This window comes from Leptothrix mechoopdaensis (SeqCode) (genome assembly GCF_053893855.1).
Window position 1 is genome coordinate 4,079,627 of the sequence record NZ_CM132699.1, and the last position, 12,886, is coordinate 4,092,512.

Genomic DNA, 12,886 nt, shown 5'->3' on the forward strand with positions numbered 1-12,886 from the left:
CCGTCGCGTATCAACCTTTCACGAGCAGTGAGCGGAAACTTCGTCTATTGTGTCGACTGGCCACAGTCTCGCGTGGCCGAAGTTTCACGCCGCGATTCCTTCACCCGCGACCGAAGACATCCATGAGCAAAGACACTGTCAAGACCGCCATCGACTCCGATGGCCTGCGTTACCTGAGCAAGACGCCCGGTTCGCCGTTCGGCTCGGCCGGCACCCATTCGGCCGCCACGATGTCGTGTTTCCTGTGCGGCAAGCACCGCGCACGTTCGCAGCTGAAGACCCGCAAGCTGCTGGGCAAGTCCCAGCTGGTCTGTGCCCCGACCTGCAACGAGCTCGAGGAACAGCTGCGCAGCAGCAAGCCCTGATCCACCCCCTCCGGTGACGCGCCAGTCGCGGCATCGGAGGCTCGATCCACAGGCCGCCTGGCCGACATCGCGCGATGCGGTGCCGACAGGCGGCTTTGTCATGGGCGCGAAATCGTTTCCGCGTCCGGCATGACCACGTTCAGCGGCCCTGCACCGGCGGAGCCTTGATCACGCGGGTCTTGCCGCCCGTGTTGATCAGGATCACCGCGTCGCCCGCCTGGATGTTCTCGGTGCCCTTGGCCTGGACGATGGCCCGGCGGTCGCCGTTGGTCAGCTGGATCAGGATCTCGATCGCGTCCTCGCGCGTGCCGAAGCGCTCGACGGTGTTGCCGATCACCGCGCCGGCCGCCGCGCCGATGATGGCCACGGCCGCGCTCTCGCGCCGTCCGCCGACATTGCCGCCGGCGATGCCGCCGACGACGCCGCCGGCCACCGCGCCGGTGCCGCTCTGCTGACCTTCGACGACGACCGGACGCACGTTCAGCACGACCGCGTCCTGCACGTTGGAAAGGCGCTGCGCATCACGCGGCTGGATCACGTCCGGGCTGGTGGTGCTGCAGGCCGACAGGGCCAGCGTGGCGGTCGCGGCGAACGCCAGCGCCAGCGGGCGGAAGTTCAGGGACGGGAGGGTCATGGTGTGTGGGTTGATCCGGGTTGCAGACCATGCTAACGCGGCACCCATCGACCCGGGTTGACCGGGGCCGTGCCCGGTCGATGCGCCGTCATGACATCCGCAACCGGACGACGCCTCAGCCATGCAGCCGGCTGTGGCTGGGCACGCTGGCGAGCAGGAACTCCATCTGGTCGGCCAGGATGCGCCGACCGCGCAGGATCATGTCCTCGTGCAGGCTCGGCACGTAGGGCAGGTAGAGCAGTTCCATGCGCGCCTCGTGGACCAGCCGGCTGCCCTTGCGGCCATTGCAGGACCGGCAGGCGGTGATGCAGTTCATCCAGCTGTCGACCCCGCCGCGCGAGGTCGGCACGATGTGCTCGCGTGTCAGGTCCTCGGGATGGAAGGTGCCGCCGCAGTAGGCGCAGACCATCTTGTCGCGCACGAACAGCTTCGGGTTGGACAGCGCAGGCGCCTGGCGCCAGGCCCGGCTGGGCACCGCGCCGCGCACGGCGATGATCGGGTGCAGCTCGATGCGCGACTGCAGGCCGCTGCTGCGCTGGATGCCGCCCCGAAGCACGAGACACGGCTCTCCGATCGTCCAGGCGACCGCGTCGCTGGCGTAGAGAGTGGCCGCTTCCTTCGGCGAGATCCAAGCCTGAGGGCGACCCGATACATCGAGTTGCAGCACGTCCATGGCAGTTTCCTCAACCCAAGCATAGATCATGCAAAGCGACGGCTTCAAGACAGCGCCCGACGGCCCTGCGTCCTGAAGGTTGCCGATGTCGTGGCCATGCCTAGAGGTCAGACTCTAGGCATCCGGACAAGCCCGGGGCTTGCCGAAATCGGGATCTCGAACAAAATAGCACGATCGTTCGATTTAACGCCGCCGTGACCACCCTCAACCCGCCCGCCCCCAGCACCCGCACCGCGCCACGGTCGGGCACCCGCTCGCTTCAGAAGGGCTTGCAGACACGCGCATCGATCCTCGACGCCGCCTTGCTGCTGTCGTCGCAGAAGGGGCTGGAAGGTCTGTCGATCGGCACGCTGGCCGAGGTGACGGGCATGAGCAAGTCCGGCGTGTTCGCGCATTTCGGCTCGCGCGAGGAACTGCAGATCTCGGTGATCCGCGAGTACCACCGCCGCTTCGAGGACGAGGTCTTCTACCCCGCGATCCGCCAGCCGCGCGGCGTGTTGCGGCTGCGGGCGCTGTTCGACCGCTGGATCGAGCGCGTCACGGTGGAAATCGACTCCGGCTGCATCTACATCAGCGGTGCGGTCGAGTTCGACGACCGTCCCGGCCCGGTCCGCGATGCGCTGGCCGACATGGTGATCGCCTGGCAGACGGCGCTGCACCGTGCGATCGAGCTGGCACGCGAGATCGGCGAGCTGCGATCCGACACCGACGCCCAGCAGATGGCCTTCGAGATGCACGGCCTGATCCTGGCGCTGCACCACGACGCCCGCTTCCTGCGCGTGCCCGGCGCGATCGAACGCGCCCGGCGCGGCTTCGAGGCCCTGCTCGCACGCCATCTGGCGACGACCGGGCCGCGCACCTGATCCCGGTGTCCGGTCGATCCGGACGCCCCCTTTCCCGAACCGGCACGGTCGCGCCGTAGAGCCCGACCGACCGAAACGCCACCCCTTCCAGGAGACCCGCCATGCCCCAGTACACCCCGCCCTTGCGCGACCTGCAGTTCGTGCTGCACGAGCTGGTCCAGGTGACCGAATCGTTCAAGCAGATGCCGGCCCATGCCGAGGTCGACGTCGACACCGTCAACGCCGTGCTGGAAGAAGGCGGCAAGTTCGCCGCCGGGGTCGTCTTCCCGCTCAACCGCAGCGGAGACGAGGAAGGCTGCGCGCTCGACCGCGACACGCACGAGGTCCGCACCCCCGCCGGCTACAAGGCCGCCTACCAGCAGTACGTCGACGGCGGCTGGCCCTCGCTGAGCTGCGATCCGGCCTACGGTGGACAAGGCCTGCCGCATGTCGTGAACCAGTGCTTCTACGAGATGCTCAACAGCGCCAACCAGGCCTGGACGATGTACCCCGGCCTGTCGCATGGCGCCTATGAATGCCTGCATGCACACGGCACACCCGAGCAGAAGGCGACCTACCTGCCCAAGCTGACCAGCGGCGTCTGGACCGGCACCATGTGCCTGACCGAGCCGCACTGCGGCACCGACCTGGGCCTGCTGCGCACCCGCGCCGAGCCACAGCCCGACGGCACCTACCGGATCACCGGCGCCAAGATCTTCATCTCGGCCGGCGAGCACGACCTGGCCGAGAACATCGTCCACCTGGTGCTGGCCCGCCTGCCCGATGCGCCGGCCGGCAGCAAGGGCATCTCGCTGTTCGTGGTGCCCAAGTTCCTGGTCAATGCCGACGGCAGCCTGGGCGCGCGCAACACGATCCATTGCGCCGGGCTCGAACACAAGATGGGCATCCACAGCAACGCGACCGCGCAGATGGTGCTCGAAGGCGCCGTCGGCACGCTGGTCGGCGAGCCCCACAAGGGCCTGGCGGCGATGTTCGTGATGATGAACGCCGCCCGTCTGGGCGTGGGCATGCAGAGCCTGGGCCTGACCGAAGTGGCCTACCAGAACGCGGTCGCCTATGCGAAGGACCGCATCCAGATGCGCGCGCTGTCGGGCCCGAAGAACCCGGACAAGCCGGCCGACTCGATCATCGTCCACCCGGACGTGCGCAAGATGCTGCTGACCGCGCGCGCCTATGCCGAGGCCGGTCGCGCGCTGTGCGTGCACACCGCGCTGCTGCTGGATCAGGAGCTGAGCCACCCCGACGAGGACGTGCGCCGCGCCAGCGCCGACGAGGTCGCGCTGCTGACCCCGATCGTCAAGGCCTTCCTGACCGACAACGGCTGGATCGCGACCTCGCACTGCATGCAGGTCTTCGGCGGCCACGGCTACATCCGCGAATGGGGCATGGAGCAGTACGTGCGCGATGCCCGCATCAACATGATCTACGAGGGCACCAACACGATCCAGTCGCTGGACCTGCTGGGCCGCAAGGTGCTGGCCGACAACGGCAAGAAGCTCAAGGCCTTCGGCCGCCGCATCACCGAGTTCGTCGAGGACGCCGGCGTGCGCGAGGACATGCAGGAGTTCGTCAACCCGCTGGCCGACCTGGGCGACAAGGTCACCAAGCTGACCACCGAACTGGGCATGAAGGCCTTCGGCAACCCCGACGAGGTCGGCGCCGCCGCGGTCGACTACCTGCGTGTGGTCGGGCATCTCGTGTTCGCCTACTTCTGGGCCCGCATGGCGCTGATCGCGCTGGACAAGCAGGCCGAGGCCGAGAAGACCGGCGACACCTTCTACTCCGCCAAGCTGCACACCGCACGCTTCTATTTCGCCAAGCTGCTGCCCGAGACGGCCGGCCTGATCCGCACCGCCCGCAGCGGCCTGAGCCCGCTGATGGCGATGGACGAGTCGCTGTTCTGAACCCCTGCCGATCGAGGAGACACCCGATGAACACGCACATCCCGAAGCTCGTCGCCGCCTTCGCGCTGACCCTGGCCACCGGCGCCGCGCTGGCCCAGGCCACCCCGGCCGGCCTGTGGCGCACGATCGACGACGACGGCAAGACCGAGAAGTCGCTGGTGCGCATCGCCGACAACGCCGGCACCCTCAGCGGCAAGGTCGAGAAGATCGCCAACCCGGCGAAGCAGGACGCCCGCTGCGACGACTGCACCGACGCCCGCAAGGGCCAGCCGGTGCTGGGCATGACGATCCTGCAGGGCGTCAAGGCCAGCACCAGCGAGGCCGGCCTGTGGGACGGCGGCGAGATCCTCGATCCCAACAACGGCAAGACCTACAAGGTCCGCATGAAGGTGATCAACGATGGCAAGGCGCTCGAACTGCGCGCCTACATCGGCCTGCCGCTGCTGGGTCGCACGCAGACCTGGCAGCGCGTCGAATGAGGCCGCGCGCCTGACGATCCGCACCCATCCGAACACGCACCCGTTTTCCCAGGAGACCCCATGTCCCGAACCCGCTTCCACGTCCGGCAGGTCGCCGTGCTCGGCGCCGGCGTGATGGGCGCGCAGATTGCCGCCCATCTCGTCAACGTCGGCGTGCCCGTCGTGCTGTTCGACCTGCCCGCGCAGGAAGGCCCGAAGAGCGCGATCGCGCTGAAGGCCATCGACAACCTCAAGAAGATCAAGCCCGCGCCGCTCGGCCTGGCCGCGCACGCCGCGCGCATCCGGCCGGCCAACTACGAGGAAGACCTCGGCCTGCTGGCCGGCTGCGACCTGGTGATCGAGGCCATCGCCGAGCGCATGGACTGGAAGCTGGACCTCTACCAGAAGGTCGCCCCGCACATCGCCGCCGACGCGATCGTGGCGTCCAACACCTCGGGCCTGTCGATCGGCAAGCTGGCCTCGGTGCTGCCCGAGGCGCTGCGCCCGCGCTTCTGCGGCATCCACTTCTTCAACCCGCCGCGCTACATGCAGCTGGTCGAGCTGATCCCCACCGGCGACACCCGTGCCGACGTGCTGGACGCGCTCGAGACCTTCGCCACGCGCACGCTCGGCAAGGGCGTCGTGCGGGCCAAGGACACGCCCAACTTCATTGCCAACCGCGTGGGCGTCGCCGGCATGCTGGCGACGCTGCACGAGGCCCAGACCTACGGCCTGAGCGTCGACCTGGTCGACGACCTGACCGGCAAGAAGCTCGGCCGCGCCAGCAGCGGCACCTTCCGCACCGCCGACGTGGTGGGCCTGGACACGATGGCCCACGTCATCCGCACGCTGCAGGACAACCTCGGCCCGGGCAAGGGCGACGACCCGTTCTACCCGACCTATGCGACGCCGGCCGTGCTGACCGGCCTGATCGCCGCCGGCGCGCTGGGCCAGAAGAGCGGCGCGGGCTTCTACAAGAAGGTCGGCCGCGACATCCTGCGGCTCGACCCGGCCACCGGCCAGTACGTCACTGGCGGGGCCAAGGCCGAACCGCTGATCGACCGCATCCTGAAGAAGCCGGCGGCCGAACGACTGAAGCTGCTGCGCGAATCGTCCAACCCGCAGGCGAAGTTCCTGTGGGCCATCCTGCGCGACAGCTTCCACTACGTCGCGGTGCATCTGGCCGAGATCGCCGACAGCGCCCGCGAGGTCGACTTCGCGATGCGCTGGGGCTTCGGCCAGAAGCAGGGCCCGTTCGAGCTGTGGCAGGACGCCGGCTGGCTGCAGGTGGCGAAGTGGGTGCAGGCCGACATCGAGTCCGGTGCCGCGCTGTGCCGCACGCCGCTGCCGGCCTGGGTGTTCGACGGCCCGGTCGCGCAGGCCGGTGGCGTGCACACGGCCGAAGGCTCGTGGTCGGCCGCGCAAGGCCGTTTCCTGCCGCGCCCGGACCTGCCGGTCTATGCGCGCCAGCACTTCCCCGAATCTCTCGTTGGCACCGGCGCGGTCGCGCCGCTGAAGTCGGGCACGGAGGTGTTCCGCAACGACGAGTTGCGCGCCTGGACGCTCGACGGCGAGGTGCTGATCGCCAGCATCGACTGCAAGCTGCACCTGATCAGCCCGACCGTCACCGAAGGCCTGCTGAAGGCCGTCGAGCTGGCCGAGGCGAGCTACCAGGGCCTGGTGATCTGGTCGCCCGATGACGTGTTCTCGGCCGGCGCCAACCTCGAGTCGCTGATGCCGGTCTTCATGAAGTCCGGCGCCAAGGGCATCGCGCCCGAGGAGAAGAAGCTGCAGGACCTGATGCTGCGCATCCGCTATGCCGGCGTGCCGGTGGTGGCGGCCATGCGCGGGCTGACGCTGGGCGGTGGCTGCGAGCTGGCGGTGCACTGCGCCCGCCGGGTCGCGGCGCTGGAGAGCTACGTCGGCCTGGTCGAGGTCGGCGTCGGCCTGATCCCCGGCGGCGGCGGCCTGACCTACATCGCCCGCCGCGCGGCCGAGAAGGCCGCAGCCGCACCGGGCACCGACCTGCTGGCCTTCCTGAAGGACGGCTTCCAGGCGGCGGCCATGGCCACCGTCGCGACCAGCGCGATCGAGGCCCGCGCGCTCGGCTACCTGCAAGACGACGACATCGTCGTGGCCCACAAGGACGAGTTGCTGCACGTCGCCACCAGCCAGGTCAGGGCGCTGGCCGATGCCAACTGGCGCGCGCCGAACAAGGCCCTGTTCCCGGTCGCCGGGCGCAGCGGCATCGCCACCATCCAGGCCAGCCTGGTGGGCATGCGCGACGGCGGCCAGATCACGCACCACGACTTCGACATCGCCAGCCGCATCGCCCACGTGGTCTGCGGCGGTGACGTCGACGCCGGCAGCCTCGTCACCGAGGACTACCTGATGACGCTGGAGCGCCAGCACTTCTGCAGCCTGCTCGAACACCCCAAGTCGCAGGAACGGATCATGGGCATGTTGCAGACCGGCAAGCCGGTCAGGAACTGAACCCGCACCAAGGACGAGTCATGAAACAGCTTCAAGACGCCTACATCGTGGCGGCCAGCCGCACGCCGATCGGCAAGTCGCATCGCGGGTTCTTCCGCAACACCCGGCCCGACGACCTGCTGGTGGCCGCCCTGCGCGGCGCGCTGGCGCAGGTCCCGAGCCTGGATCCGAAGGCGATCGAGGACGCGATCGTCGGCTGCGCGATGCCCGAAGGCCCGCAGGGCCTGAACGTTGCCCGCGTGGCCGCGCTGCTGGCCGGCCTGCCGGAAAGCGTCGGCGGCATCACCGTCAACCGCTTCTGCGCCTCGGGCCTGTCGGCCATCCAGATGGCGGCCGACCGCATCCGCGTCGGCGAGGCCGACGTGATGATCGCGGCCGGCTGCGAAAGCATGAGCATGGTGCCGATGAGCGGCAACACGCCGAGCTTCAACCCGGCCATCTTCGGCGCCGACGCCAACATCGGCATCGCCTACGGCATGGGCATGACGGCCGAGAAGGTCGCCCAGCAATGGAGCGTCAGCCGGGCCGATCAGGACGCCTTCGCGCTGGCCTCGCACCAGAAGGCGCTGGCCGCGCAGGCCGCCGGCGAGTTCGGTGACGAGATCACGCCCTTCGAGGTGGTCGACCGCAGCCCCGACCTGCTGACCGGCGCGGTGCGCGAACGCCGTCGCACCGTCAGCCTGGACGAGGGCCCGCGCGCCGACACCTCGCTCGAAGGCCTGGCCAAGCTGCGTCCGGCCTTCGCCGCGCCGAAGGACCCGGGCGGCAAGGCGACCGGCCTGGGCAGCGTCACGGCCGGCAACAGCTCGCAGACCAGCGACGGCGCCGGCGCGCTGATCCTGGCCAGCGAACGGGCCGTGCGCGAACACGGCCTGACGCCGCTGGCGCGCTTCGTCAGCTTCGCCAGCCGCGGCGTGCCGCCGGAGATCATGGGCATCGGCCCGATCGAGGCGATCCCGTCGGCGCTGCGCAGCGCCGGCCTGCAGCTCGCGGACCTCGACTGGGTCGAGCTCAACGAGGCCTTCGCGGCCCAGGCGCTGGCTGTCATCCGCACCGTCGGCCTGGACCCGAGCAAGGTCAACCCGCTCGGCGGCGCCATCGCGCTGGGTCACCCGCTGGGCGCCACCGGCGCGATCCGCGCGGCCACGGTCGTGCACGGCCTGCGCCGCCGCCAGATGCGCCACGGCATGCTGACGATGTGCGTCGGCACCGGTCAGGGCGCGGCGGGGATCTTCGAACGGGTCTGACCCGACGTCGCGCCCGACGCGCTGCCCTCTCCTCGCGCATCCGGGAAAATCCGGGTGTGTTCCACGGCCGTTCCACCTCCAGGTGGCGCGGCCTTTTTTCGATATTTCTTTCAAGCGTGACAAACTGCCGCGCTTGCCCGGAGAGTCCATGAGCATCAAGACCGCCCTGTTCGACGGTGTCTTCCAGATCGAGATCGCCCGTCCGGAGAAGAAGAACGCGCTGACGATGGCGATGTACACCGCGCTGGCCGAGGCGCTGGTGCAGGCGCGTGGCGACGCCACCGTCCGTTCGGTGCTGATCACCGGCCAGCCCGGCATCTTCACGTCGGGCAACGACCTCGAGGACTTCATGGCCGCGCCGCCGCGCGACGAGCACTCGCCGGTGTTCGTCTTCATGCGCGCGCTGCTGGACTGCGACAAGCCGGTCATCGCCGCCGTCACCGGCCCGGCGATCGGCATCGGCACCACGATGCTGCTGCACTGCGACTTCGTCTACGTCAGCGACGAGGCCCGCCTGGCGATGCCCTTCGTCGGCCTGGGTCTCGTGCCCGAGTTCGGCTCCAGCCTGACGGTCGCCCGCCTGATGGGCCACGTCCGCGCGGCCGAGAAGCTGCTGCTGGGCGACCCGTTCACGGCCGAGCAGGCGGTCGAATGCGGCCTGGCCAACGCCGTGCTGCCGACCGCCGAGGTGCTGCCGCACGCCCGCCGCGTCGCCGCCCGCTTCAATGCCCTGCCGCCCGGCGCCGTGCGCGACGCCAAGCGCCTGATGCGCGCGCCGACCGAGGCCGCCGTGCGCGAGGCCGTCGCCGCCGAGGCCAAGGTCTTCGCCGAACGCCTGCGCAGCCCGGAAGCGCGTGAAGCGTTCCAGGCCTTCTTCGACAAGCGCAAGCCGGACTTCTCGAAGTTCAGCTGAGGCCCGTCCGCTCCCCTGACCTCACCGAGACCTGCCCGTGACCGCCACCCGTCCACCCGTCGTCGGCCTGCCCCGGCCCCCGGCCGCCCCGGAGCCGCCGTCGGCCCGCACGGTCGGCCTGGTGAAGGCGCTGGCCGGACCGGTGCTGGCCTGGCAGGCGGCCCAGCTGCGGCGCGTCACGCCACGGCTGCCGGAACCCGGCGTGGCCAGCCACGGCGGCGCGGGGCTCGGCTTCTCGCGGCTGCGCCTGCTGATCGTCGGTGACTCGTCCGCAGCCGGGGTCGGCTCGACCGATCCGGCCCTGACGCTGGCGCCGCTGCTCGCGGAGGCGCTGTCGCGGCGCCTGTCCGAGACCAGCATGGGCCTGACCCGCGTGAGCTGGCAGCTGGCCGCGCGCACGGGGGTGTCGTCCAACACCGCCCTGCCGCTGATGGCCTCGCAGCAGCTCGACCCGGCCGACGTGCTGGTGACCGTGCTGGGCGTCAACGACGTGATCGAACAGACGCCGCCCGGCCGCTGGCTGGCCAACCTGGACGCGATCCGCAGCCACGCCAAGCACCGCGCCAAGGTCCGCTTCACGGTGCATTGCGCACCGCCGCGCATGGACCTGATGACCTTCATGCCGCAGCCGCTGCGCTGGCTGATGGGGGCGCAGGCCAACCGCCTGGACACCGCCTTGCGCAACCACGTCCGTCACGCCTACCGGCGCAGCCGTTTCGTGATGCCCTTCGACCCGACCACCGAGACGGTCGACCAGTGGCTGGCGACCGACCGCTTCCACCCGAACGCCGCGCTGTACGCCCGCTGGGCCGAGGCGCTGGCCGACCACATCGAGTTCGACCTGACCCAGAACCCGGCGCAGGGCGCCGTGCTGCCCACCGGCTTCACCCCCAGCGCCTGGGCCGCCCTGCAGGACGAGGACGCCGAACCCGGCGACAGCCGCTTCGGCGCGCTCGGCTAGGGTCAGCGCCGCGCCGGCGGGATCGGCCGCGGCCGGCCTTCGGCATCGATCGCGACGTAGGTCAGGTTGGCCTCGGTCACCTTGACCACTTCCGGGTTCTCCGGATTGCGCTCGGCATAGACCTCGACGTGCACCGTCACCGAGGTGTTGCCCACCCTGAGCACGGTGGCATAGAAGCTCAGCAGGTCACTGATCGAGACCGCCTGCTTGAAAATGAACTGGTTGACCGCCACGGTGGCAATGCGTCCCCGTGCGATGCGGGCCGGCAGCACGGCGCCGGCGATGTCGACCTGGGCCATGATCCAGCCGCCGAAGATGTCGCCGTTGCCGTTGGCATCGGCCGGCATCGGCATCACCCGCAGGACCAGCTCGCGCTGATGCGAGCCGGGCGCGCCGCCCTCGGAGGGCGGCAGGTCTTGGGGCGTTGCTGCGGTCATCGTTCATCCACCTTTCAAACCATTCTCCACGATGCGTTCTGCCCGATCCATGGACCTGCCGCCGCCCTCGGCCGGCGTCGCCGAAGAACGCAGCGACTGGCAGACGCTGCAGCGCCTGGCGCCCTACCTGTGGCAGTACCGCCTGCGCATCGTGGTCGCGCTGGTGTTCCTGGTGGCGGCCAAGGTCTCCAACGTCGGCGTGCCGCTGCTGCTCAAGCAGCTGGTCGACGCGCTGGACCTCCAGCCCGGCGACCCGCGCGCGCTGCTGGTCGTGCCGGCCGGCCTGCTGGCCGCCTACGCCGGGCTGCGGCTGATGACGACGCTGTTCACCGAGCTGCGCGAGCTGGTCTTCGCCAAGGCCACGCACGGTGCGGCCCGGCAGATCGCGCTGGAGACCTTTCGCCACCTGCACGAGCTGAGCCTGCGTTTCCACCTCGAACGCCAGACCGGCGGCATGACACGCGACATCGAGCGCGGCACCCGCGCGCTGCAGTCGCTGGTCAGCTACTCGCTGTTCACGATCGTGCCGACGCTGGTCGAGCTGGTGCTGGTGCTCAGCCTGCTGGGCGGCAAGTTCGACCTCGGCTTCGTCTGGATCACCCTCGCCGCGCTGGTCGCCTACGGCGCCTTCACGATCGCCGTGACCGAGTGGCGCACGCAGTTCCGGCGCCAGATGAACGAGCTGGACTCGAAGGCCCACACCCGCGCGATCGACGCGCTGCTGAACTACGAGACCGTCAAGTACTTCAACAACGAGGACTTCGAGGCGCGCCGCTACGACGAGGGCCTGGACGCCTACCGGCGAGCGCAGCTGAAGTCGCAGGCGACGCTGTCGATGCTCAACACCGGCCAGCAGGCCATCATCGCGACCAGCCTGGCGGCGATGCTGTGGCGGGCCACGCAAGGTGTCGTCGACGGCCACATGACGCTGGGCGACCTGGTGATGGTCAACGCGCTGCTGCTGCAGCTCTACGTGCCGCTGAACTTCCTGGGCGTGCTCTACCGCGAGGTCAAGCAGAGCCTGGCCGACCTCGACAAGATGTTCAAGCTGCTCGAACGCGAACGCGAGGTGGCCGATGCGCCCGCCGCGCGCGACCTGCAGGTGCACGGCGCGACCGTGCGCTTCGAGAACGTCGACTTCGGCTATCACCCGCAGCGCCGCATCCTGCATGGCGTGAGCTTCGAGATCCCGGCCGGCAAGACCGTCGCGGTGGTCGGTGCCTCGGGCTCGGGCAAGAGCACGCTGGCGCGGCTGCTCTACCGCTTCTACGACGTCGATGCGGGCGCCGGCCGCATCACCATCGACGGCCAGGACCTGCGCGACGTGACCCAGGCCAGCCTGCGCCGGGCCATCGGCATCGTCCCGCAGGACACCGTGCTGTTCAACGACAGCATTGGCTACAACATCGGCTACGGCAAGCCCGGCGCGAGCCAGCAGCAGATCGAGGAAGCCGCCCGCGCGGCCCACATCCACGACTTCATCGCCGCGCAGCCGCAGGGCTACGGCACGACGGTCGGCGAGCGCGGGCTGAAGCTGTCGGGCGGCGAGAAGCAGCGCGTGGCGATCGCCCGCACGCTGCTGAAGGACCCGCCGATCCTGATCTTCGACGAGGCCACCTCGGCGCTCGATTCGGCCAACGAACGCGCCATCCAGGCCGAGCTGGCCAGCGCCGCCCGGGGCAAGACCGCGCTGGTCATCGCGCACCGGCTCAGCACGATCGTCGACGCCCACGCGATCGTCGTGCTGGACGCCGGCCGCGTCATCGAGTGCGGCACCCATGCCGAACTGCTGGCGCTGGACGGCCGCTATGCGCGCATGTGGCACCTGCAGCGCAGCAGCCAGGAGACGGCGCGGCCCGCCGATTCGACGGTCGAGACGACCGCCGTCGCCGCGTCCGCGCCAGAGGGTCAGCCCGTGGTCGCCGCGCGCTGAGCCGC

The 12,886-nt window shown here is 69.8% G+C and carries 12 protein-coding genes; 9 read left to right on the forward strand and 3 right to left on the reverse strand.

Annotated features, from left to right (window positions below):
- The first annotated feature begins 122 nt into the window (after positions 1-122).
- Positions 123-365 carry a hypothetical protein gene (locus ACWA7K_RS17660; protein ID WP_130482274.1) on the forward strand — a complete coding sequence of 81 codons (243 nt, stop codon included), beginning with the start codon at positions 123-125 and terminating at the stop codon, positions 363-365.
- Positions 366-504: 139 nt separating this feature from the next.
- On the opposite strand, the gene ACWA7K_RS17665 is transcribed toward ACWA7K_RS17660, so the two are convergent.
- Positions 505-999, reverse strand: coding sequence for a glycine zipper 2TM domain-containing protein (locus ACWA7K_RS17665; RefSeq protein ID WP_456162744.1), 495 nt, complete (start codon positions 997-999; stop codon positions 505-507).
- 115 nt (positions 1,000-1,114) lie between these two features.
- Positions 1,115-1,672 (reverse strand): HNH endonuclease, encoded by a 558-nt coding sequence (locus tag ACWA7K_RS17670; RefSeq protein WP_456162746.1) that lies wholly within the window; start codon positions 1,670-1,672, stop codon positions 1,115-1,117.
- 194 nt (positions 1,673-1,866) lie between these two features.
- On the opposite strand from ACWA7K_RS17670, the gene ACWA7K_RS17675 reads away from it, so the two are divergent.
- From ACWA7K_RS17675 to ACWA7K_RS17705, 7 genes are all read left to right on the forward strand, one after another.
- A complete protein-coding gene (locus ACWA7K_RS17675; protein WP_456162748.1) occupies positions 1,867-2,535 on the forward strand; it encodes a TetR/AcrR family transcriptional regulator in 669 nt (222 codons plus the stop codon).
- Between the two features lie 101 nt (positions 2,536-2,636).
- On the forward strand, positions 2,637-4,439 hold the full coding sequence (locus ACWA7K_RS17680; RefSeq protein ID WP_456162750.1) for an acyl-CoA dehydrogenase C-terminal domain-containing protein: 1,803 nt from the start codon (positions 2,637-2,639) through the stop codon (positions 4,437-4,439).
- A gap of 26 nt (positions 4,440-4,465) precedes the next feature.
- Positions 4,466-4,918 carry a DUF2147 domain-containing protein gene (locus ACWA7K_RS17685; RefSeq protein ID WP_456162752.1) on the forward strand — a complete coding sequence of 151 codons (453 nt, stop codon included), beginning with the start codon at positions 4,466-4,468 and terminating at the stop codon, positions 4,916-4,918.
- Between the two features lie 60 nt (positions 4,919-4,978).
- Positions 4,979-7,390 (forward strand): 3-hydroxyacyl-CoA dehydrogenase/enoyl-CoA hydratase family protein, encoded by a 2,412-nt coding sequence (locus ACWA7K_RS17690; RefSeq protein WP_456162754.1) that lies wholly within the window; start codon positions 4,979-4,981, stop codon positions 7,388-7,390.
- A 20-nt stretch (positions 7,391-7,410) separates the two neighbouring features.
- Positions 7,411-8,637 (forward strand): acetyl-CoA C-acyltransferase, encoded by a 1,227-nt coding sequence (locus ACWA7K_RS17695; protein WP_456162756.1) that lies wholly within the window; start codon positions 7,411-7,413, stop codon positions 8,635-8,637.
- Positions 8,638-8,785: 148 nt separating this feature from the next.
- Positions 8,786-9,550 (forward strand): enoyl-CoA hydratase, encoded by a 765-nt coding sequence (locus ACWA7K_RS17700; protein ID WP_456162758.1) that lies wholly within the window; start codon positions 8,786-8,788, stop codon positions 9,548-9,550.
- Between the two features lie 37 nt (positions 9,551-9,587).
- Entirely contained in the window at positions 9,588-10,511 is a 924-nt protein-coding gene (locus tag ACWA7K_RS17705; protein WP_456162760.1) for an SGNH/GDSL hydrolase family protein, read from the forward strand.
- Between the two features lie 2 nt (positions 10,512-10,513).
- On the opposite strand, the gene ACWA7K_RS17710 is transcribed toward ACWA7K_RS17705, so the two are convergent.
- A complete protein-coding gene (locus ACWA7K_RS17710; protein WP_456162762.1) occupies positions 10,514-10,948 on the reverse strand; it encodes an acyl-CoA thioesterase in 435 nt (144 codons plus the stop codon).
- A gap of 31 nt (positions 10,949-10,979) precedes the next feature.
- Between ACWA7K_RS17710 and ACWA7K_RS17715 the strand changes: the two genes are divergently transcribed.
- Positions 10,980-12,881 carry an ABCB family ABC transporter ATP-binding protein/permease gene (locus ACWA7K_RS17715; protein WP_456162764.1) on the forward strand — a complete coding sequence of 634 codons (1,902 nt, stop codon included), beginning with the start codon at positions 10,980-10,982 and terminating at the stop codon, positions 12,879-12,881.
- Positions 12,882-12,886 lie beyond the last annotated feature (5 nt).